At 32.4% G+C, this 22,192-nt stretch carries 18 protein-coding genes and 3 pseudogenes; 15 read left to right on the plus strand and 6 right to left on the minus strand.

Annotated elements, in window-relative coordinates; genetic code table 11:
- Positions 1–72 precede the first annotated feature (72 nt).
- The gene (locus LQ611_RS10090) at positions 73–690 is read left to right on the plus strand and encodes a CadD family cadmium resistance transporter (RefSeq protein WP_000562107.1); all 618 of its coding nucleotides are present in this window, start codon (positions 73–75) and stop codon (positions 688–690) included.
- A 273-nt stretch (positions 691–963) separates the two neighbouring features.
- On the opposite strand, the pseudogene LQ611_RS10100 reads toward LQ611_RS10090, so the two are convergent.
- A pseudogene (locus LQ611_RS10100) lies at positions 964–1,602 on the minus strand (sulfite exporter TauE/SafE family protein); the annotation flags it as partial.
- Positions 1,602–1,862 carry a persulfide-sensing transcriptional repressor CstR gene (gene cstR, locus LQ611_RS10105; RefSeq protein WP_000220507.1) on the minus strand — a complete coding sequence of 87 codons (261 nt, stop codon included), beginning with the start codon at positions 1,860–1,862 and terminating at the stop codon, positions 1,602–1,604. The gene cstR and the pseudogene LQ611_RS10100, both read right to left, overlap by 1 nt.
- 135 nt (positions 1,863–1,997) lie before the next feature.
- On the opposite strand from cstR, the gene LQ611_RS10110 reads away from it, so the two are divergent.
- Positions 1,998–3,062, plus strand: a complete 1,065-nt coding sequence (locus tag LQ611_RS10110) for a DsrE/DsrF/DrsH-like family protein (protein WP_000438836.1) — start codon at positions 1,998–2,000, stop codon at positions 3,060–3,062.
- A gap of 32 nt (positions 3,063–3,094) precedes the next feature.
- A pseudogene (gene cstB, locus LQ611_RS10115) lies at positions 3,095–4,429 on the plus strand (persulfide dioxygenase-sulfurtransferase CstB).
- Between the two features lie 113 nt (positions 4,430–4,542).
- Here cstB and LQ611_RS10120 read toward each other — a convergent pair.
- The gene (locus tag LQ611_RS10120; RefSeq protein WP_000427807.1) at positions 4,543–5,691 is read right to left on the minus strand and encodes an ROK family transcriptional regulator; all 1,149 of its coding nucleotides are present in this window, start codon (positions 5,689–5,691) and stop codon (positions 4,543–4,545) included.
- A 319-nt stretch (positions 5,692–6,010) separates the two neighbouring features.
- Between LQ611_RS10120 and psm-mec the strand changes: the two genes are divergently transcribed.
- The gene (gene psm-mec, locus LQ611_RS10125; RefSeq protein ID WP_014532405.1) at positions 6,011–6,079 is read left to right on the plus strand and encodes a phenol-soluble modulin PSM-mec; all 69 of its coding nucleotides are present in this window, start codon (positions 6,011–6,013) and stop codon (positions 6,077–6,079) included.
- 84 nt (positions 6,080–6,163) lie between these two features.
- On the opposite strand, the gene mecI is transcribed toward psm-mec, so the two are convergent.
- Both mecI and mecR1 read right to left on the minus strand, forming a co-directional pair.
- Positions 6,164–6,535, minus strand: a complete 372-nt coding sequence (gene mecI / locus LQ611_RS10130; RefSeq protein WP_239709557.1) for a mecA-type methicillin resistance repressor MecI — start codon at positions 6,533–6,535, stop codon at positions 6,164–6,166.
- Positions 6,535–8,292, minus strand: coding sequence for a beta-lactam sensor/signal transducer MecR1 (gene mecR1 / locus LQ611_RS10135; RefSeq protein WP_000952923.1), 1,758 nt, complete (start codon positions 8,290–8,292; stop codon positions 6,535–6,537). Before mecR1 ends, mecI begins: the two co-directional genes overlap by 1 nt.
- Positions 8,293–8,388: 96 nt before the next feature.
- On the opposite strand from mecR1, the gene mecA reads away from it, so the two are divergent.
- Positions 8,389–10,398 (plus strand): PBP2a family beta-lactam-resistant peptidoglycan transpeptidase MecA, encoded by a 2,010-nt coding sequence (mecA, locus tag LQ611_RS10140; RefSeq protein WP_063852655.1) that lies wholly within the window; start codon positions 8,389–8,391, stop codon positions 10,396–10,398.
- A gap of 45 nt (positions 10,399–10,443) precedes the next feature.
- Here mecA and LQ611_RS10145 read toward each other — a convergent pair.
- Positions 10,444–10,656 (minus strand): annotated as a pseudogene (locus tag LQ611_RS10145) (MaoC/PaaZ C-terminal domain-containing protein); the annotation flags it as partial.
- A 368-nt stretch (positions 10,657–11,024) separates the two neighbouring features.
- Here LQ611_RS10145 and LQ611_RS10150 point away from each other — a divergent pair.
- From LQ611_RS10150 to LQ611_RS10200, 10 genes are all read left to right on the plus strand, one after another.
- On the plus strand, positions 11,025–12,215 hold the full coding sequence (locus LQ611_RS10150) for an IS256-like element ISLgar5 family transposase (RefSeq protein ID WP_000997694.1): 1,191 nt from the start codon (positions 11,025–11,027) through the stop codon (positions 12,213–12,215).
- Between the two features lie 133 nt (positions 12,216–12,348).
- Complete coding sequence (locus LQ611_RS10155; RefSeq protein ID WP_000470931.1) at positions 12,349–14,538, plus strand: ATP-dependent nuclease; 2,190 nt, start codon at positions 12,349–12,351, stop codon at positions 14,536–14,538.
- Positions 14,535–16,328: an ATP-dependent helicase gene (locus LQ611_RS10160; RefSeq protein ID WP_000181735.1), complete on the plus strand. Its 1,794-nt coding sequence runs from the start codon at positions 14,535–14,537 to the stop codon at positions 16,326–16,328. Before LQ611_RS10155 ends, LQ611_RS10160 begins: the two co-directional genes overlap by 4 nt.
- A 199-nt stretch (positions 16,329–16,527) precedes the next feature.
- Positions 16,528–16,842 carry a YdcP family protein gene (locus LQ611_RS10165; RefSeq protein ID WP_000421279.1) on the plus strand — a complete coding sequence of 105 codons (315 nt, stop codon included), beginning with the start codon at positions 16,528–16,530 and terminating at the stop codon, positions 16,840–16,842.
- Positions 16,843–16,862: 20 nt separating this feature from the next.
- Positions 16,863–17,240: a YdcP family protein gene (locus tag LQ611_RS10170; protein ID WP_001234191.1), complete on the plus strand. Its 378-nt coding sequence runs from the start codon at positions 16,863–16,865 to the stop codon at positions 17,238–17,240.
- 9 nt (positions 17,241–17,249) lie between these two features.
- On the plus strand, positions 17,250–18,023 hold the full coding sequence (locus LQ611_RS10175) for a Mom family adenine methylcarbamoylation protein (protein ID WP_000185761.1): 774 nt from the start codon (positions 17,250–17,252) through the stop codon (positions 18,021–18,023).
- Positions 18,024–18,044: 21 nt separating this feature from the next.
- A complete protein-coding gene (locus tag LQ611_RS10180; protein ID WP_001130244.1) occupies positions 18,045–19,448 on the plus strand; it encodes an FtsK/SpoIIIE domain-containing protein in 1,404 nt (467 codons plus the stop codon).
- Positions 19,449–19,629: 181 nt separating this feature from the next.
- Positions 19,630–20,814 (plus strand): MobT family relaxase, encoded by a 1,185-nt coding sequence (gene mobT / locus LQ611_RS10185; protein WP_000426689.1) that lies wholly within the window; start codon positions 19,630–19,632, stop codon positions 20,812–20,814.
- A 283-nt stretch (positions 20,815–21,097) separates the two neighbouring features.
- Positions 21,098–21,319, plus strand: a complete 222-nt coding sequence (locus LQ611_RS10195; protein ID WP_001009054.1) for a hypothetical protein — start codon at positions 21,098–21,100, stop codon at positions 21,317–21,319.
- 59 nt (positions 21,320–21,378) lie between these two features.
- Positions 21,379–22,140 carry an abortive infection family protein gene (locus tag LQ611_RS10200; protein ID WP_001565981.1) on the plus strand — a complete coding sequence of 254 codons (762 nt, stop codon included), beginning with the start codon at positions 21,379–21,381 and terminating at the stop codon, positions 22,138–22,140.
- The last annotated feature ends 52 nt before the right edge of the window (positions 22,141–22,192 follow it).

The raw sequence follows: 22,192 nt of genomic DNA on the forward strand, positions 1-22,192 counted from the left end.
TGTGTGCAATTTACGGAAGGACTTTTCATTTTGAAGAAAAGTCCTATCCCTAAAATATTTGGAGATGATAAAATGATCGCGACGATACTGACGGCTACTGCGGTATATGTAGCAACAGGAATTGATTATCTCGTCATATTAATTCTTTTGTTTTCGCAAGTAAAAAAAGGTCAGGTAAAACATATTTGGATAGGACAATATATAGGGACTGCAATTGTGATAGGAGCAAGTCTTTTAGTTGCACAGGGGGTTGTAAATTTAATTCCTCAGCAATGGGTTATCGGACTACTTGGACTTTTACCACTTTACCTAGGCGTGAAAATATGGATTAAAGGAGAAGAGGATGAAGATGAAAGTAGCATTTTATCTTTATTCTCCTCTGGAAAATTTAATCAGTTATTTTTGACGATGATTTTCATCGTATTGGCTTCCAGTGCGGATGACTTTTCCATTTATATACCGTACTTCACGACCTTAAGTATGTCTGAAATCTTTATTGTCACTATTGTCTTTCTAATTATGGTTGGAGTTTTGTGCTATGTCAGTTACCGTCTAGCTTCCTTCGATTTTATATCGGAAACAATTGAGAAATATGAACGTTGGATTGTACCAATTGTATTCATTGGGCTAGGTATTTATATATTGTTTGAAAATGGAACATTCAATGCTCTGATTTCATTTCTTCTTTGAAGTGGCGAATCCAAACCATAAAGTAAAGTATAAAGAGGTTATCCTATTGATTGGGATAACCTTTTTATATTTAACTAATTATCATTTACGTTAAACACATGTACTTAAAGTAAGAACATTGATTTAAACCATTTTTTTCATAATTTACTCTTGATAAGATCCGACACCTTCTCCAGGAGATATCAAAATAACTCAGAGAATAAAAGAGATTAGTGAAATGATGGGCATTATATTATATGACCACATAATATTTTCAGAAAATGATCATCATTCAATTATCAAAAAAATTGCACTTTCTACTGGTATATATCCTTGCATTAATTTTATAAAAAATGCCCCTACTGAAGATATAAAAGCAATTGCTATGCTATTGTTCACTACCGTATTCATTGGTAATTTAAATAATGCTAATAATACAGGAATGATGATAAATGCTCCACCTGCACCCACAATTCCCGAAATTACACCAATTCCAAATCCAACTATAATAAATAGCAAAGGTTTAGATTTCGTCTCTTGTGTAGTAGGTTTAACTTTAATAAACATCAATATTAAAGCAAGTATGGCGATTATTACATATACCGTATTTACAAAAGTAGCATTAAACAAACTAGCTAAAATTGCCCCTAACATGCTTCCAATCAACATACCCCCTCCCATATATATAACAAGTTTAGGAGAGAAAGCTGGTTGTTTTCTTGCATTTAATGATCCACTAAGTGTACTGAAAAATACTTGACTAGAGGTAAGTCCCGAAGCAATATATGCACTATACGCAGGTATACCTATTAATGGTGGCAATATAAGAATAGCTGGGTAAATAATAATTGCGCCCCCAATACCTATTAATCCAGATATAAATCCACCCAGTACGCCAATTAGCAACATAATAGTCATATTTGCTATATCCATTATTTACTTTTAACTAATAAATTAACTGCTTCATTAATTAATTCTTGAGAACTTTCATTATTTTCTTCTGCTGTTTTAACGCATTCTATTAAATTTTCACTAATTATAATCCCCATTAAACGTTGTATAGAACCTTTAGATGCACTAAGTTGCGTAATTATATCTTTGCAATCTTTTTCTTCTTCCATCATTTTTACGACACCATTTAATTGACCTTGTATTCTATTTATACGATTAATCATTTTTTTATCATAAGTCATATTCATTTCCTCCACATAAATTGATTAAGTTAATAATAATAAATTAAAACAAAATTGTCAAATACCCCTATAGGTATTTGGCAAATGATTCTATCCGTTTTATTATACCCTCATAGGTATTTATAGGAGGTAAGTATGGAACAATACAAAGAAGTACACATTAATTCATTAAACAAAGAAGAATTAGAAAAATTGGCAAAAATGGGTCAATTGATTGATGTTAGAACAAAAGAAGAATATGAATTAGGACACATTAACGGTTCAACTTTACACCCAGTAGAAGAGATTAAATCATTCAATAAGAATAGCAACAAAACGTATTATATACATTGTAAAAGCGGTAACCGAAGCACTAAAGCTTGCGATTATTTAGCCAAACAAGGTTATGATGTCGTGAATTTAAAGGGTGGATATAAAGATTATGAAGCAAAGAACTTCAATAGTGCTCCTTTAATAGAAAAAGATATTGAAATCAAAGAGAATCGTAAACAATTTGATTTTAGAGGTCTTCAGTGCCCTGGACCTATTGTTAATATCAGTAAAGAAATTAACAATATTTCAACGGGTGAGCAAATCGAGGTAACAGTTACAGATCCTGGTTTCAATAGTGATATTAAAAGTTGGGCGAAACAAACAGGGAATACCCTTGTAAATCTTACTGAAGAAGCAAATGTAATTAATGCAATTATTCAAAAAGAAAAGCCAAAAGAATTTGAAATCAATGACACTGCTACAGGTACAACAATTGTTTTATTTAGCGGTGAGTTAGATAAGGCAGTAGCAGCAATGATCATCGCAAATGGCGCTAAAGCAGCAGGTAAAGATGTAACTATTTTCTTTACTTTTTGGGGCCTCAACGCATTAAAAAAAGCGCAATCAACTCGCGTTAAAAAGAAAGGTATTTCCAAAATGTTTGACCTTATGTTACCTAAGGATCCAATACATATGCCATTATCAAAAATGAATATGTTTGGACTAGGTAATATTATGATGCGTTATGTAATGAACAAGAAAAATGTTGATTCTTTATACTCACTTATCGATCAAGCAATCGATCAAGATATAAAGTTAATTGCTTGTACCATGAGTATGGATGTTATGGGAATTTCAAAAGAAGAATTAAGAGATGAAGTCGATTATGGTGGCGTAGGTACTTATATTGGACATACTGAGCAAGCAAATCATAACTTATTTATCTAATCAATAAAATCTATTTTAAAAAGGAGTTTTTTTTGTTTTTCAAACAATTTTATGAAGACAATTTTTCACAAGCATCTTATTTAATTGGATGTCAACGTACAGGAGAAGCAATGATTATTGACCCTATACGAGATTTAACAAAATATTTAAAAGTTGCAGATAAAGAAGGATTCACAATTACTAAAGCTGCAGAAACACATATTCATGCTGATTTTGCTTCAGGTATTAGAGATGTGGCAAATAAATTGAATGCAAGTATATACGTATCTGATGAAGGTAAAGATGAATTTAATTATAAAAATATGCCTAAACAAACACATTTCGTTAAGCATCAAGATATTATCTATTTAGGAAAGATTAAATTAGAAGTCTTACACACTCCAGGCCATCCCCCTGAGAGTATTAGTTTTTTACTTACTGACGAAGGTGGGGGTTCCAGTATACCAATGGGATTATTTAGCGGTGACTTCATCTTTGTTGGTGATGTAGGTAGACCAGATCTATTAGAAAAAGCTGTAAATGTTGAAGGTTCTACAAAAATCGGAGCAAAACAAATGTATCAGTCCATACAATTTGCTGCAACATTACCAGACTATATTCAAATTTGGCCAGGTCATGGTGCAGGGAGTCCTTGTGGTAAAGCGCTAGGTTCATTACCTACAACTACTTTGGGTTATGAGAAAATAAACAACTGGGCTTTTAATGTTAAAGATGAAACTTCATTTATCGAAACTTTAACACTCAATCAGCCAGCTCCACCACACCATTTTTCACAAATGAAAAAAATAAATCAATTTGGTATGCAAATGTACCAACCATATAATGTTTACCCTAGTTCAAGCAATACACAAACTGCTTTTGATCTTCGAAGTAAAGAAGCATTCCATGGTGGTCATATGCATGGAACTATCAATATTCCTTTTAATAAAACTTTTATAAATCAAATTGGTTGGTATTTAGATTATGACTAAGATATTGAATTAATTGGCGATAAATCTACCGTTCAACAAGCTATTCATGCTTTACAATTAATTGGTTTTGAAAATGTAAAAAGTTACCGTTTGCCACAAACAAATATCGTCACATCATCTATTCATAGTTCTGAAATGACTGGTGAAGAACATAATGTATTAGATGTTCGTAATGATGATGAATGGCGTAAAGGTCATTTAAAACAAGCAATTCATATTCCTCACGGTAAACTTTTAAATGAAGATATACCTTTCGATAAAAATGACCTAATTTATGTACATTGTCAATCAGGTGTTAGAAGTTCAATAGCGGTAGGAATATTAGAATATAAAGGATTTACGAATATTGTTAACGTTAGAGGTGGCTATCAACATTTACCAGCATTTTTAAAATAGTTTTCTTCTGCAATAGAACTATAAAAATCCCTCAATCCGAAAATTCAATTCGGATTGAGGGATTTTTTTATAAAGACAATTACGAACTTTGATTATTCATTTGAATTAGTTTTTTATGCTTTTATATCTAAGTAAATATCATTAATCTGTAGTACTTTTTGGATAATTGCTAATGTACCACCTAGCAAAGTTGCAAATTTGACATTAGATGTTAACTTTATTTGAATTTCGTTACGTGAATATTGTTTGAACTGGTTCTTAATTGCTTCTAATATTTCAGGCATTTCATTGAACAATGGACAGTTAATGTAAATTGCATTCGGATTAAACTGGGTGTTTAAATTATGTATTAAAACAGCAATTTTATTTATAAATTGTTCCATTTCTTCAACTACGACTGGATTTTTTTCATTATAAAATTGAATTAATTTGCTAAGCGTCATCTTCTCATTTAGTTGATTACTTAAATTATGCAGTAAAGCTTCTTGTGAAAAAATATCTTCAATCTTATGAAAGATCTCCACATTATCGCTAACTTTTGAGACAAGTGTTTTTCCAATTTCACCCGCTTCCCCATTTGCACCACGATACAATTGATTATTAATAATAAGCCCAGCACCAATACCTTTATGTATACTTAAAGCAATAAGATTATTGTAGGATAAATTATGATTAAAATTACGTTCATATAACGCTGAAAGATTCGCTTCATTTTCAACTACGACTGGAACATTAGTAATTTCTTTTATTTTCTTAGCAATTGAAATTCCTTCAGTTTCATGGAATGGTAAATATGTCACATGCTGCTCATTATCCACAACTCCATGTATAGAAACAGACACACCTAATAGTCCGTTATAAGTATCAAGTTTCTCCTGAATATCAATATGTTTTTTTATTATGCTTAATATACTACTAACCTTTTCATCAGGTAAATCATAAGATTCATGCTTAATGACATTACCATCAAAATAATTGTACATCACTTCAACAGAACTATAAGTTAAATCCAAAGAAATAAAATAACCATAAAGATGATTAACCTTCAGAAGAATAGGTTTTCTACCACCACTCTTCGTGCTATCACCCTCACCAACCTCATTAACAAGAGATTTATACTTTAACTTATTCAAAATACTAGAAATCGTTGCCTTATTAATCTCAAGATTTTTAGATATTTGAGTACGCGAAATATTATGATGGTTATAAATTTCCCTTAGCACTCTTTTTTCATTATCATTTATATTTAAAATATTTTCCATAATTGCCTACCCCATAAGTTATTTTGAATTTAGTTTATAGTTTATCATGTATTTTTATACCAACTATTTTAACATAAATTAAATTAAACCTTAGAACAACTTAAAACCTCACTTAGGTTATCATCTTCGTTCTTTTATTTTTTTTATTATTTCAATAAATTACGTATTTCCAATATGACGATTTTTTATGCAAAGTCGTTGTATGTTTTTCAAATTTTTGACATTTATGCAATCTAAATAGCCAATTAGGGAATTTTTAACATTTTTTATTTGTTTGATATTATACTTAATGTATCTTAAATAGAAAGAGGGTATGCATATGGATTTCACTGGTGTTATTACAAGCATTATTGATTTAATCAAGACTTGCATTCAGGCTTTCGGTTAATTTTTTCAACTAAAAAACAGAGGAAATATTCAACGACTTGATTGTTTCCTCTGTTTTCTATGTATTGTTGTAAACACAACAATTTTATTTTTTATTCAATATATTTCTCAATTCTTCTATTTCATCTTGTGATAGATCTTCTTTTTCTACAAAGTTTAAGACAAGTGAATTGAAACCGCCTTTGTATACTTTATTGATAAAGTTTTTAGATGTTTTATATTTTATATCACTTTCTTCTACAAGAGAGTAATATTGAAAAATTTTATTGTCTTTTTTACGATCTATAAATCCCTTTTTATACAATCTCGTTATAAGTGTACGAATGGTTTTTGGACTCCAGTCCTTTTGCATTTGTATTTCTTCTATTATATTATTCGCACTTGAATATTTTTTCATCCAAATGATATTCATAACTTCCCATTCTGCAGATGATATTTCATACGTTTTATTATCCATTATATTAACTCCATTTCTTTTAAAATACGCTCAGAAATTTGTTGTGCTTTTTCGCCATTCGCATTGTCTTCGCCTTTTAAATGTGTAGCAAAATAATACGTATTATCTTTCGTTTCAACATAACCTACGAACCATCCATTTGCTTCTTTGTGATTCACGATTCCTGTTCCAGTTTTACCTACATATTTATAAGTATCTTTTTGTTTCAAAGTCATACTATTTTCAACTTTTTCAATAGCCTTATTATCAAAATGCATGTTATGTTGTTTCATATTTTTCAACAAATTAACCTGTTCTATTGCAGAAATTTTTAATGAAGATTCATTCCAATAATTTTCATTCCCTGATATTTCTTCATTACCATATTCAATTAGATCTAAATAAGATTTAACCTCATCTTGTCTTAAATGTTTGTTTAAATTTTCGTAATACCAATTTACTGAATATTTCATTGAAGAATTTAAATTTTGATCTTGGTTCCATTCTTTAAATGGATATTGATGTTTATCCCATTGTTGTTCAGTATGATTTAATGAGAGTAAATTTTGGTCGAATGCCATTAACGCTAAATAAATTTTGTAAGTAGAATTAGGTGAATATCGTTGTTTACTTTCTGGTTCATTATAAATAGAATAAGCTTGCTCCCGTTCATTATAAAGCACAAAACTTCCATCAAATCCTTTGAAATACGGAGCTAGTTGATTTAATTTTTTATATGATACATTTGTTTCATATTTGTCTTGTTGAACATGTGCAGATAGTAACGGTGCTTGTATTAAAAGCGATATACTACATACAATATACGCAACAATACGCTTGTTTCGATTAGGTTTAGGCATTGAATCATAAAGTGCAATATACTTAACACGTTCTTTAATATTTGAATTAAAACCTAGTAAATATTGTGCTGCCACATTATTTATGTGCTGAGATTTTAAAATAGAGCATTTTAATATCGATTCACCATAACGTATATGTTCATGGCGATTCAAAATTTTTAAAACGTTTCTATCACATACTTTTTCACAGTCATTGTCCATCATTGTTTTACTTATATATAGTGCAGGATTAAACCAGAATATCATTTTAAAAACAACATAAAGCTGGTTGAATATTAAGTCATGACTTTTCACATGTGATAGTTCATGTAGAATAATATATTCAATTTCTTTGTCATTCATGGTTTCGACTACGACAGTTGGTAGTACAATTTGGGATTTCACTAAACCAAATACCATCGGATTATCAATGTTTGAACTATAACTAATTGTTATATGCTTTTTGTAGAACTGCATCTTACTTTGACATACTTTAAGTCGTTCATTAAGATATGACGATTCCAATGACGAACTTTTAATAACATCAATTTGTCGGAATGCCTTAATCATATAAAATAAGCACAACAAACTACCAAATACCCATATCAAAAGAATCATATACGTTATATTTGAGGTCTCAAACTGATTAACATTAATTGCTAAGTCTTTCGTAACAGATGATTGTTGACCATCTAACATATGACTAACCGAAGAAGTCGTGTCAGATACATTTCGATTCATCATATCTTTTGAAAATGTAAAATTCGATATTTTGTAAAATGGTATTAATGGAATTAACGTGGAGACGAGCACTAATAACCAAATCTTATGTGACATAATATTTTGAGTATATTTTATATAGAGCATTCTCACTAAAAAAATTACACATATCGTGAGCAATGAACTGATTATACTTAACATTAAAAAAGATGATAACACCTTCTACACCTCCATATCACAAAAATTATAACATTATTTTGACATAAATACTACATTTGTAATATACTACAAATGTAGTCTTATATAAGGAGGATATTGATGAAAAAGATAAAAATTGTTCCACTTATTTTAATAGTTGTAGTTGTCGGGTTTGGTATATATTTTTATGCTTCAAAAGATAAAGAAATTAATAATACTATTGATGCAATTGAAGATAAAAATTTCAAACAAGTTTATAAAGATAGCAGTTATATTTCTAAAAGCGATAATGGTGAAGTAGAAATGACTGAACGTCCGATAAAAATATATAATAGTTTAGGCGTTAAAGATATAAACATTCAGGATCGTAAAATAAAAAAAGTATCTAAAAATAAAAAACGAGTAGATGCTCAATATAAAATTAAAACAAACTACGGTAACATTGATCGCAACGTTCAATTTAATTTTGTTAAAGAAGATGGTATGTGGAAGTTAGATTGGGATCATAGCGTCATTATTCCAGGAATGCAGAAAGACCAAAGCATACATATTGAAAATTTAAAATCAGAACGTGGTAAAATTTTAGACCGAAACAATGTGGAATTGGCCAATACAGGAACAGCATATGAGATAGGCATCGTTCCAAAGAATGTATCTAAAAAAGATTATAAAGCAATCGCTAAAGAACTAAGTATTTCTGAAGACTATATCAAACAACAAATGGATCAAAATTGGGTACAAGATGATACCTTCGTTCCACTTAAAACCGTTAAAAAAATGGATGAATATTTAAGTGATTTCGCAAAAAAATTTCATCTTACAACTAATGAAACAGAAAGTCGTAACTATCCTCTAGAAAAAGCGACTTCACATCTATTAGGTTATGTTGGTCCCATTAACTCTGAAGAATTAAAACAAAAAGAATATAAAGGCTATAAAGATGATGCAGTTATTGGTAAAAAGGGACTCGAAAAACTTTACGATAAAAAGCTCCAACATGAAGATGGCTATCGTGTCACAATCGTTGACGATAATAGCAATACAATCGCACATACATTAATAGAGAAAAAGAAAAAAGATGGCAAAGATATTCAACTAACTATTGATGCTAAAGTTCAAAAGAGTATTTATAACAACATGAAAAATGATTATGGCTCAGGTACTGCTATCCACCCTCAAACAGGTGAATTATTAGCACTTGTAAGCACACCTTCATATGACGTCTATCCATTTATGTATGGCATGAGTAACGAAGAATATAATAAATTAACCGAAGATAAAAAAGAACCTCTGCTCAACAAGTTCCAGATTACAACTTCACCAGGTTCAACTCAAAAAATATTAACAGCAATGATTGGGTTAAATAACAAAACATTAGACGATAAAACAAGTTATAAAATCGATGGTAAAGGTTGGCAAAAAGATAAATCTTGGGGTGGTTACAACGTTACAAGATATGAAGTGGTAAATGGTAATATCGACTTAAAACAAGCAATAGAATCATCAGATAACATTTTCTTTGCTAGAGTAGCACTCGAATTAGGCAGTAAGAAATTTGAAAAAGGCATGAAAAAACTAGGTGTTGGTGAAGATATACCAAGTGATTATCCATTTTATAATGCTCAAATTTCAAACAAAAATTTAGATAATGAAATATTATTAGCTGATTCAGGTTACGGACAAGGTGAAATACTGATTAACCCAGTACAGATCCTTTCAATCTATAGCGCATTAGAAAATAATGGCAATATTAACGCACCTCACTTATTAAAAGACACGAAAAACAAAGTTTGGAAGAAAAATATTATTTCCAAAGAAAATATCAATCTATTAACTGATGGTATGCAACAAGTCGTAAATAAAACACATAAAGAAGATATTTATAGATCTTATGCAAACTTAATTGGCAAATCCGGTACTGCAGAACTCAAAATGAAACAAGGAGAAACTGGCAGACAAATTGGGTGGTTTATATCATATGATAAAGATAATCCAAACATGATGATGGCTATTAATGTTAAAGATGTACAAGATAAAGGAATGGCTAGCTACAATGCCAAAATCTCAGGTAAAGTGTATGATGAGCTATATGAGAACGGTAATAAAAAATACGATATAGATGAATAACAAAACAGTGAAGCAATCCGTAACGATGGTTGCTTCACTGTTTTATTATGAATTATTAATAAGTGCTGTTACTTCTCCCTTAAATACAATTTCTTCATTTTCATTGTATGTTGAAAGTGACACTGTAACGAGTCCATTTTCTTTTTTTATGGATTTCTTATTTGTAATTTCAGCGATAACGTACAATGTATTACCTGGGTATACAGGTTTAATAAATTTAACGTTATTCATTTGTGTTCCTGCTACAACTTCTTCTCTGTTTTCAACGTAAAGTGTATAAAACAGAATGCGATACTATCAAGGGAGTTAAAACAATATACAGAACAGTAAAACACTATAAATAAAAATAAAAGTGCAATAAAAGTGCAATTTTTGCACCTAATCATACTCTGTTTATATATGAAAACTAGATTCTGAATCCAATATTTGGTTAACGAGAGGCGTTCGAATTTGAACGTCTTTTATATATTACTTTCAAATAAATATGAGGTAGAATACTATCTATTTTCTTTTTAACCCAATTGTTATAATGGAGAGTGTAAAATATTTTGTGTAAATAGAAAAAAGGAAGTCCCTTCTGTAGAATAGAGTTACCACAACACATTCACAGAAGAGAGGACTTCCCTATGAACGATTTTACTACAGAAATTCTAAAGACTCTAGCGAACAAAGGCGATTTGAATGAATTATTCCGTGTCCATTTGGAGAAAGCAGTCAATACGCTTCTCAAAACGGAGTTAACGGCTTTCCTAGATTACGAAAAGTATGATCGCATTGGTTTTAACACGGGTAATTCTCGTAACGGCTCCTATGACCGTACGGTCAAGACCGAGTATGGGGAACTTCATCTCCAGATTCCGCGCGACCGCAATGGTGAGTTCAAGCAACAGACTGTTCCTGCTTATAGACGGACGAATGACACGTTAGAGGAGACCGTCATTCACCTCTTCCGAAAAGGTATTACCATGTCGGAAATCGCAGACTTGATTGAGAAAATGTATGGGCATTACTACACGCCCCAAACCATGTCCAATATAACAAAATCATTTACAGAAGAGGTAACGGCGTTTAATGGGCGGGAGCTTCATGACCGTTATGCTGCTATTTATATGGACGCAACGTATATTCCGTTAAAGCGGAAAACCGTCGCCAAGGAAGCTATTCATATCGCAGTTGGCATTCGCCCGGACGGATCAAAGGAAGTATTGAGCTATGCGATTGCACCGACTGAATCCATCACGATTTGGGAGGAAATTTTATTGGACCTTCAAGAGCGCGGTTTGAAAAATGTCCTCCTGTTCATCACGGATGGCTTAAAGGGGATGGTAGGAGCGATTAGTCGGTTCTATCCCAAAGCTCGTTTTCAACATTGTTGTGTACACGTTTCCCGTAATATCAGTCATAAAGTGCGTGTCGATGATCGTAAGGAAGTCTGTGATGATTTTAAAATGGTGTATCAAGCCTCATCTAAAGAGGTGGCGTTGGAAGCACGTGGTACTTTTGCGGAAAAATGGAAAACCAGCTATCCAAAAGTGGTTGAATCGATTCTTTCGAACGATCACTTGCTCACTTTCTATGATTTCCCCTTGGCCATACGCAAGAGTATTTATTCTACGAACTTGATTGAATCCTTTAATAAACAAATCAAGAAATACAGCCACCGCAAGGAACAGTTCCAAAATGAAGAGTCGATGGAACGTTTCTTAGTCTCGTCTTTTGATACTTACAACCAAAAATTCCTAGGTCGCAGTCATAAAGGTTTCCAACAGGCCGAAGGCGAGCTCGAACAAATGCTAAGCCAACTGATTGAGAATTAGAAACAATCTGCAGTAGGGAAGAATCATTTACACAAAATTATTGACGCACCCTTATAATGAGAACTTTTACTAACATAATTTATGATAAACTTACTATATAATCATATTAATTAAATAGTTAGGAGATCTGCTTATGTTTATATCTACTCTTCAAATTCGAAATTTTAGAAATTATGAATCCGAAATCTTTCGATTCGATAATGAGACAAATACTATTATAGGTGAGAATGATTCAGGGAAAACCAATGCTCTTACTGCATTGAGAATCTTATTAGATGATAGTTATTACTATAGTAGTAAAACACTAAAAGAATCAGATTTTTTTCATGGAATTCAAAATGGGTGGCAAGGGCATTGGATTATTATCTCTGCGACATTTGAAGGAATCAGCGAAGAAGAATTTGACAATGAGATTTGTGCTTCCATTTCTTTAAATTCTGAAAGTCAAACAATCTTAGAAGAATTGATTTCAAATGCAGATAAAGGTGTAGGTAGTATTTCTCTATTTATTAGACCTAACAAAGCTATTAGAAAGCAATTATTTGATATTTCCACTGAATTAGACTCTCATCAATTTAACGAATTTAGAAATTCTATTCGTCTATCCGACTATGAATTTTACTACACATCTAAATCAAATCTAAATTTCTGTATCAATGAAAATTATGATAAATTGGTAGGAAGACTCAATGACAATATAGCTAGTAATCCTGAAGAAGACGATGAAGCTCTGTTGGGCTCAAGAATTGACATGTCAGATATTTTCAAGCATATTTCGGTTGTTTATGTTGACGCTCTTCGAGATGTTCTTAGAGAAATGAAAAACAATCGAAACCCAGTCAAAAGAATCATGGAAACAATTGAATCAAAAATATCATCAGATAATGTTGAGTCATTAAAAACAATTATACAGCAATTAAATGAGACTATTACCAGTGTTCCTGAAATTAGGAAAATTGGCGAAAATATTAATCGGCAACTAAATAGCATAATTGGTTCAGTGTATTCTCCTAATCTTCTTCTTTCCTCAACTATGTCAGATGATATGGGTTCTTTAGCAAAATTTCTTTCAATGAAGCCAGAACAAAATATCGACTTAGACTTACTAGGGTTAGGACATCTAAATATGATTTATTTAGCTTTGAAAATAGTCGAATTTGAAGCGTGTCGTTCAAGAGAACTACTTAATATTATGTTGATTGAAGAACCAGAAGCTCATATTCATCATCATATTCAAAAAACTCTGTTCGAAGGATTAAATCTTCAAAAAAACTATACTCAGATTCTCATGACCACACATTCTGTACATTTAGCTGAAGTGTCTGAAATATCTCGGATGAATGTATTAAAATCGTTTAATGGCAAATCTATCGTTATGAATCCAGCAAATAATCTGAACTCATTTGCTAAAGAAAAGTTAAAAAAGAACAATCTAAATCTAATAAACGCAGTAGAGAGATATTTAGATGTTAAAAGAAATGGATTGCTTTTTTCTAAAGGTGTTATCTTAGTTGAAGGAGATGCTGAAGAAATACTTATTCCTCAAATAGTAAAAAAATTATTTGGTATAAACTTAGACGAACTTGGAATAGGTTTGATTAATGTTGGTAGTACTTCGTTTGAATATATCGCTAGCTTGTTTGACGATGATAGAATACAGAGAAAGTGTGCTATTGTAACTGATTTAGATGAACAGGCAATCCCATCAGAACATCGATTGTATAAAAGCACTGCACAAGAGAAAGGTCAAGCAAGAAAAGAAAAATTATCCTCCCTTTTTAATGAAAACAATTGGGTTAATTGTTTTTATGCTAATACAACATTTGAAATTGAGTTTTTAGATGTGAATAAAGAAAATATTCTAACTTATGTCAGTCCAATTATAGATGACGCATTCAAAGATAAAAAAACAATAACTGCTTATAAAGAAGAAATACAAAGTGAACAATATTTAGAAAGAAATTTAGCGATGTTAAAACTAGCCAATCATGTTGGTAAGGGGTGGTTTGCAATTGAGTTAGGTGAAAAAATTGACTTTTTAATCAAAATTCCTAAGTATATTCTTAATGCTATTGCTTTTGCATGTCAGGAAATAGTAGATCTCTCAATTTATAAAAAAATTCTACTCCATACAATCGACTTGTACGAGGAAACTACAGAATTGTCAGCTTTATCAGCTAGTTTAAAAACAAGTGATACAGCTGATTTGAATATAGCAATAATTTCTTTATTAGAGTACTTTGGTAAAGATGAGGATGTTGTGTATCTAATCAATCAGATAGAAAATTACACAAAAATACTTTATGCTGAGGTTTCAAAATGACAAATATCTTCGAAAAAATCGTAAATGATTTAAATTTAGAACAAAAAGATGTTGTGGAAAGTGAAGATAACCTTTATGTAAATGCATGTCCTGGGAGTGGGAAAACAAGGGTACTTACAAGGAAAATTGCTTACCAAGCAATTAAACACGATGGATCACTAAAAAGAATAATTGCTATCACATACACTAATAGAGCTGCTGAAGAAATTAAGGAACGCCTAAGTTTACTTAGTATAGATGATGATATTAATATTTGGGTGGGGACAATACATCAGTTTTGTCTTGAATTTATTATTTATCCTTTTAAAATGAATCTCTCAAGAGTATCAAAAGGATTTACAATTATTGATGATTATACTCAAAGAGCTTACGTCAGCCAAATTAATAATATGCTGAATTTAAATCTCAAAACGTATGAACTGAACAAAATTGATTTGTCACTTTCTCATGATTTTAAAATTAATGAAGTTCAGTATACTCAAGTTTCTGAAATGTATCACACTATGTTGGAAAAAAATAAAGAAATTGATTTTGATATGATTTTACTAGTAGCGTATAAAATTTTAACTGTAAACAGTAACGTTGCACGTAATATTGCTAGTAATATAAGGGCGATTTATGTGGATGAATTTCAAGATACTAGAGAATTACAATACAATGTAATAGCTAAATTACTTCAAAACAACCCTCAAATTCAGTCAATGTTTGTTGGAGATATTGACCAAGCAATTTATGGATCATTAGATGGTATAGCTAAATCAGTTGAAGAACTAGAAATGCTAACTAGTCACACTTTTCAATCAAAGACGCTACATGGCTGTTACAGGTCTAATCAGAGATTAGTAGACTTCTACTCTAATTTTCAGAGTTGTCCTTACGAGATTGAAAGCAGAGGGAATAATAAAAACGACCGTGGTTTTATAAGTTATGATTGCAAAGTTACTAAGGAGGATTTACCCAACATAATAAAAAATATAATAAAGGAAAAGATTGAAAGCGGCATTCATGAAAAAGATATTTGTGTACTTGCTCCTCAACACTATCCTCTGTTTTCACTGGGTGAGTATTTAAAGAAAGAATTACCGTATTGCAATTTTGATGCTATAAATATATCACCAATTAAGGTAAATAATCATAGTTTATTTTTCAAGTTAGCAATTTTGTACTTTACTGAATCAGGTGAAAAGGTTCGAAGAAGAAAGCTAATTGCAAACGATATTTTAATTATATTAAAAAATGAATTTGGAATAGAAGTTAAAGATTATTTTATTGACTTAGATTTATTACAGCTAATAAACAGTGTGAAAAGAATGTATAGTGGAGACGACAACGGTGTTGATTTATACAAATTTGTTACCAAACATATATTTGTTAATCTTAATATTGACGAGAAAAATTACCCGTCTATTTTTAAGCACTATCTATTTTTTATTAACGAAGTAGAAGATCGGATAAAAAATAATTCATTATCTAGTAGTGTATCTAGTTTTAAGAAGATGTTTAAATCTCGAGATGGTATCACACTTACTACAGCACATAAAGTTAAAGGAAATGAGTATGATACTGTTATCGCTATTAATCTTCTAAACGGGAAAATTCCTCATTGGAATGAAATTTTTAATGTTTCTGATAAAGGAATTAGTTCAGCGAGAAAACTACTATACGTAATTTGTTCAAGAGCAAAAAATAATTTATTTCTTTTCTCAGAGGTGGGTTATTTTACGAGTAAAGGAGACTTGCTTTATCCCACTCAATTATTAGATAAAATAGAATTTGATTATAATATTTAAAATACCTAGGTAGTCGTTGTTTTAAATATAGTAGGAATCGGACGCTCAGTACGGAGCGTCTATTTTTTTACCCAATTTTGAAAGGAAGTGAACTTATGAAAATAAAAAATCAAGAATCAAAAGGTCGCTCTCCCCCCTTTAAAACCATCACACAAATAAGATTCATTCAAACATAAAAACAGAAAGGATAGGTAAAAATATGGAACTTAAATATGTCATTCCCAATATGGAAAAAACATTTGGACAATTAGAATATGCTGGTGAAGGGAACATTGAACAACGTCGAATAAATGGCAGACCAACCATTCTCTCTCGTAGTTACAATTTATACTCAACGATTCAACGAGCAGATGATATTGTTGTCATTCTTCCCTCCGAAGCTGGCGAGAAACATTTTGAATCCGACGAAAAAGTCAAACTCATCAACCCACATATTACCGCAGAAGGTTATAAAATTGGCAATCGAGGATTTACCAATTACATTATGCACGCAGACGATATGGTGAAAGCATAAGAAAGGAAAGGTGAAAAAATATGAGATTAGCAGAAGGTATTGTGATTGAAAAAGACCAGACATTTGGCACATTGAAATTTTCCGCCTTGCGTCGTGAGGTTCGTATCCAGAATGAAGATGGTACGGTTTCCGAAGAAATTAAAGAACGTACCTATGACTTAAAATCAAAAGGACAAGGACGCATGATACAAGTCAGTATCCCCGCTTCTGTTCCTTTGAAAGAATTTGACTACAACGCAGAAGTGGAATTAATCAATCCTGTGGCAGATACCGTAGCGACGGCTACTTTTCGAGGGGCAGACGTTGATTGGTACGTGAAAGCAGACGATCTTGTATTAAAAGGACAGACAAAACCTCATCAGAAATATAAAAAAGAAGCGTCCGAAAGTGAAAAATAGGTGTTGCTTATGACAAACACACCATTGATTTTGAAAGAAATTCCGAAGGATGAAGCCATTTCTTTTATTCGGCAATACCATTATTCAAAGATACTCCCTAGATTGTGTAAATACTTTCTAGGGATTTTTTCAGAAGAAAAATTATTAGGCGTTGTGGAATTAGGCTGGGGTACGCAACCCCTACAAACCATACGCAAACTCTTTCCCGACAGTTCCCTTCAAACCACAGATTATTTAGAAATTGGAAAGATGTGTTTTCTTCCAGAAATGAATCAAACCAATTATTTTGGCAGTCAAGCTCTTTCAGCTCTAATTAAGTGGTTGAAAGAACATACGGACTGTCATTTTTTATATACACTGGCAGATGGAATTGAGGGAAAATGTGGCTATGTCTATCAAGCGTCCAACTTCTTTTACTGCGGGTATTTCAAGACAAGTGTCTATCGTGATAAGCAGTCATGGGAAAAGATACACCCTCGAAGTGCTCGCCTTTTATTAGAGGAAAATGCTCGCTTTGAACAGGTAGAGAAAAAGCATTGGCTTTCCCAGGCATTTTGCGAATACAAAGGGATTGAGAAAATCAATGGACGCATGTTTCGCTATCTCTATCCGTTGACAAAAGAAGCGAAAAAACTGTTAGGACACACTCTCTATCGACGTCATTATTATCCGAAAGAAAAAAATTTACGCTTTGAAAAGCGAATCGCTTATCAGAAATATGAAGCCATTTCTCAACCAACTTTTGATAAACAGGCTCGTATCTACAATACACAATTATTTTGATAGGTGGAAAGGAGGATTTTTATGCCATTGCTTCATGACAGAGGAGAGCGAATCAAAGCCAACGATAAGCACTTGGTCTATCATTTTGTACTAATTTCATTGCTGGTAGTTTTTCTAGTCGTCCTACTCCCTTTTCATTGGAGAGCGTTACAATCGGTGAACTGGCAAGCAGTTCAGTTAGATACATTTTTCTATCAACTTCATACGCCATACTTTTGGAGCAGTATTCTCACTGCTCTTTTTGTATGCGGACTTATCAGCTGGCTTTATTATCACTATCGTATAGATTCTATAAAACAGTTAGAGCACCGTCAAAAGTTAGCTCGTATGATTTTAGAAAATCATTGGTATGAAGCCGAAGAAACTCAATCAGAGGGATTCTTTAAAGATTTACCCAGCAAGAAAACCAAACAACGAATCCGCCATTTTCCTAAAATATATTATCGAATGAAAGATGGACTAATCCATATTCATGTAGAAATCACCTTAGGGAAATATCAAGATCAGCTTTTGCACCTAGAAAACAAACTAGAAACAGGATTGTATTGTGAATTAGTGGAAAAAACGTTGAAAGATTCTTATGTAGAGTATGTCCTACTTTATGATACTATTGGCAATCGAATTGGCATTGAAGACGTGGTAGCTCAAGATGGACGTGTCAAATTGATGGAATCGGTCTATTGGGAGTTCGATTCTCTCCCTCACATGTTAATTGCTGGGGGCACTGGTAGTGGAAAATCCTATTTTATTCTCACATTGATTGAATCTCTCCTGCATACAAATGCAAAGCTTTATATTCTTGACCCTAAAAATGCTGATTTGGCAGACTTAGGGGCGGTCATGAATAATGTCTATTACCGTAAAGAAGATATGTTGGCATGTATCAATCAATTTTACGAAGATATGATTGATCGCAGTGAAACCATGAAACAACACCCTAACTATAAAACAGGAGAAAATTATGCTTATCTTGGTTTGTCTGCCAATTTTCTTATTTTTGATGAATATGTGGCAATGATGGATATGCTAGGTCGTGAAAGTACCACCGTTATTCATAAACTCAAACAAATTGTAATGTTAGGACGACAAGCAGGCTTCTTTTTAATTCTTGCCTGTCAACGTCCAGACGCAAAATATTTTAGTGATGGGATTCGGGACAACTTTAACTTCCGTGTGGCTTTGGGTCGTATGTCTGAAATGGGCTTTGGTATGATGTTCGGAAGCGATACACAAAAACAATTTTTCTTAAAACCCATCAAGGGAAGAGGTTACGTGGATACAGGAAAAAGTGTGATTAGTGAGTTTTATACACCCCTTGTACCAAAAAGGTACGATTTCTTAGGAGAAATAGGAAAAGTCATTCAAAAAAAGCAATCTGAGCCTGTACCGCACGAAGTGAAAGGTACAGGTTCAGACTTGCTTTGATTGGTGTGGCGTTAGCCACGCCAATCCTTTAGCCCCCTCTATCTAACAGGGGGGCACAAATACAACTGAAAACAGGCAATTCTCATCAACCAATGTTGATGGTACAAAGGATTGCGGAAAATATGAAAGGTGTAAACTCAAGGGTCATAGTTTACATCTTTTTTAGATTGGAGGTTTGCGAATGGAAAACGAAAAAATTTGGATTAAGGAATTGAAAGAAAAGCGACTGGCTTATGGCGTTTCTCAAAATAAACTGGCGGTTGCTTCTCATATTACCAGACCTTACCTATCGGATATTGAAACAGGCAAGGCAGTCCCTACTCAACAGGTGAAAGAAGATTTACTGAACGCTTTGGAACGCTTCAATCCCGATAACCCATTGGAGATGTTATTCGACTATGTACGGATTCGATTCCCTACCAATGATGTGGCTCAAATTATCGGTGAGGTTTTACGTTTGAATATGGATTATATGCTACACGAAGACTTTGGCTATTATTCTTATCCCGAACACTATCGTTTCGGTGATATTGTTGTCCTAGTCTCTCATGATGTAAGTAAAGGTGTTTTATTAGAACTGAAAGGAAAAGGCTGTCGGCAATTTGAAAACTTTCTATTGGCTCAACATCGGAGCTGGTATGATTTCTTTCAAGATTGCATGGAACATAAAGGTATTTTCAAACGCTTGGATTTAGCTATCAACGATAAAACAGGGATTTTGAATATTCCAGATTTGGCAAAGAAATGTAAACAGGAAGAATGCATTTCCGTCTTTCGAAGCTTTAAAAATTATCGCAGTGGTGAATTGGTTCACCGTGATGAAAAACCATACATGGGAAACACACTTTATATTGGCTCATTAAAAAGTGAAGTCTATTTCTGTATATATGAGAAAGATTATGAGCAATACGTGAAAAATGATGTTCCCTTAGAAGACGCAGAAGTAAAGAATCGGTTTGAAATTCGGTTAAAAAATGACCGAGCCACCCAAGCCATGAAAGATTTATTGGCACATCAACAGGCGGAAAAAACAGCCTTTGAAATTATCAATCGCTATATCCGCTTTGCAGATAAAGACGACACTAAACGTCGGAGTGATTGGAAAACTAATGAACGTTGGGAATGGTTTATCGGTAAAAATCGTGGAGCATTACGCCTAACCACACAGCCAGAGCCTTATTCTTTTGAACGAACATTGAACTGGTTACATCATCAAGTCGCCCCTACATTAAAAATCGCAAGCATTTTAGATGTTCTCAACGGTACAACCATTATCTCCACCATGATTCAGGAAGCCAAACTGACAGAAAAACATGAGAAATTAATTGAACAACAACATCTAGCCATGGAGGATTTGATTACATGAGCCTTTTAACAAAAGAATTAAAGAAGTTAGGGTTTCAGTGTGGCATTGAGTTTCAAGCGTATATACAAAATACAGGGAAATATACGTCTCTCATTATTGAGGGAAAACGGCAAGCTGGTGATACCATCTATACCTATGATTTTTACAAGGTGAGATTTTATAATAATTATACCAATCGAGTAACCGTCTATGGAGAGCATTTAACCCCTTTTCAATTATTAAGGCGTGTAAAAAGCTATATCTATTATCGAGAAAAATATCTTAAGGAAAGGAGGACAATCACATGAATTTTGGGCAGAATTTGTACAACTGGTTCTTGGATAATGCACAGTCATTGGTATTGTTAGCGATTGTTGTCATTGGACTGTTTTTAGGTTTTAAACGAGAATTTTCAAAACTCATTGGCTTCTTGATTATTGCTCTAATCGCCGTCGGACTTGTGTTCAATGCAGCTGGCGTGAAAGATGTGTTATTAAACTTATTTAACCGAATCATTGGTGCTTAACAGATATTTTTCATGATAAAATAGGAAGTATATATTTTGTTATGAAAGGATTTATGAATATGTTTACAAATGATCAATTTAAATCTCTTTTAATTAAAACATTAGAAAGAAAGAGCTCTTCAAATTATTATGAAGGAGGTAACGAGATTGTTTCTAAAATGAAAATATCAGAGGTAACTTTAGATGAGACTGACGATTTTACTTATTATAAAGGATATAAAAAGGGCTGGAATACGCTTTGCACATATCTTAAAATAAGAGTTCCTTTTGATGATTTAGACTTTTTTGAAAGTCATAAAGATTTGATTACCCAGACAGCAAGCTCCATATATGATAAACAAGGTGATAATGTATTAGTGGATACTATTTTAGTACCACTTCCAGAGAATTACGAAGTAATTAACTTTAGTCAGTTGAAAATTAGTGATGTGGTTTCACAAGCTATTGAAGACGCTGAGTCTTTTATGAGTAATGGTGAATATCAACGTGCCTTTGACAGAGTTCACACTGCTTTTCATGGATATTTAATTGAAATACTAAAAAAATATGAAATTACAGTTCCTAGAGACGAAAATCTATCTAAATTATATAGTAGGATACAACAATTAATTGAAAAAGAAATTCAACCTACTGAACTTGCTGATATAGTGAAGACAACGATAAGGTCATCAAATGGAATGATTAGCTCTCTTAATGAAGCAAGAAATAGGCATTCACTTGCACACCCTAATACAAATATTATTGGAAAGAGAGAAGCAAAACTAATAATAGGTATTTCAAGTACAGTTACAGATTATATTAGCGGATACCTTGATAAGTAGCGTCATTAACTGATTGCTACTTTTTTTATGACTATTTTTATAAAAAGGATGT

It is taken from the genome of Mammaliicoccus sp. L-M44, assembly GCF_022386355.1.
GTDB classification, from domain to species: Bacteria; Bacillota; Bacilli; order Staphylococcales; family Staphylococcaceae; genus Mammaliicoccus; species Mammaliicoccus sciuri_A.

Coding starts and splice junctions, on each gene's coding strand:
- LQ611_RS10090 (WP_000562107.1), top strand. CDS start 73: ATGATCGCGACGATACTGACGGCTACTGCGGTATATGTAGCAACAGGA.
- cstR (WP_000220507.1), bottom strand. CDS start 1,862: ATGACTTATGATAAAAAAATGATTAATCGTATAAATAGAATACAAGGT.
- LQ611_RS10110 (WP_000438836.1), top strand. CDS start 1,998: ATGGAACAATACAAAGAAGTACACATTAATTCATTAAACAAAGAAGAA.
- LQ611_RS10120 (WP_000427807.1), bottom strand. CDS start 5,691: ATGGAAAATATTTTAAATATAAATGATAATGAAAAAAGAGTGCTAAGG.
- mecI (WP_239709557.1), bottom strand. CDS start 6,535: ATGGATAATAAAACGTATGAAATATCATCTGCAGAATGGGAAGTTATG.
- LQ611_RS10150 (WP_000997694.1), top strand. CDS start 11,025: ATGAACGATTTTACTACAGAAATTCTAAAGACTCTAGCGAACAAAGGC.
- LQ611_RS10155 (WP_000470931.1), top strand. CDS start 12,349: ATGTTTATATCTACTCTTCAAATTCGAAATTTTAGAAATTATGAATCC.
- LQ611_RS10160 (WP_000181735.1), top strand. CDS start 14,535: ATGACAAATATCTTCGAAAAAATCGTAAATGATTTAAATTTAGAACAA.
- LQ611_RS10165 (WP_000421279.1), top strand. CDS start 16,528: ATGGAACTTAAATATGTCATTCCCAATATGGAAAAAACATTTGGACAA.
- LQ611_RS10170 (WP_001234191.1), top strand. CDS start 16,863: ATGAGATTAGCAGAAGGTATTGTGATTGAAAAAGACCAGACATTTGGC.
- LQ611_RS10175 (WP_000185761.1), top strand. CDS start 17,250: ATGACAAACACACCATTGATTTTGAAAGAAATTCCGAAGGATGAAGCC.
- LQ611_RS10180 (WP_001130244.1), top strand. CDS start 18,045: ATGCCATTGCTTCATGACAGAGGAGAGCGAATCAAAGCCAACGATAAG.
- mobT (WP_000426689.1), top strand. CDS start 19,630: ATGGAAAACGAAAAAATTTGGATTAAGGAATTGAAAGAAAAGCGACTG.
- LQ611_RS10195 (WP_001009054.1), top strand. CDS start 21,098: ATGAATTTTGGGCAGAATTTGTACAACTGGTTCTTGGATAATGCACAG.
- LQ611_RS10200 (WP_001565981.1), top strand. CDS start 21,379: ATGTTTACAAATGATCAATTTAAATCTCTTTTAATTAAAACATTAGAA.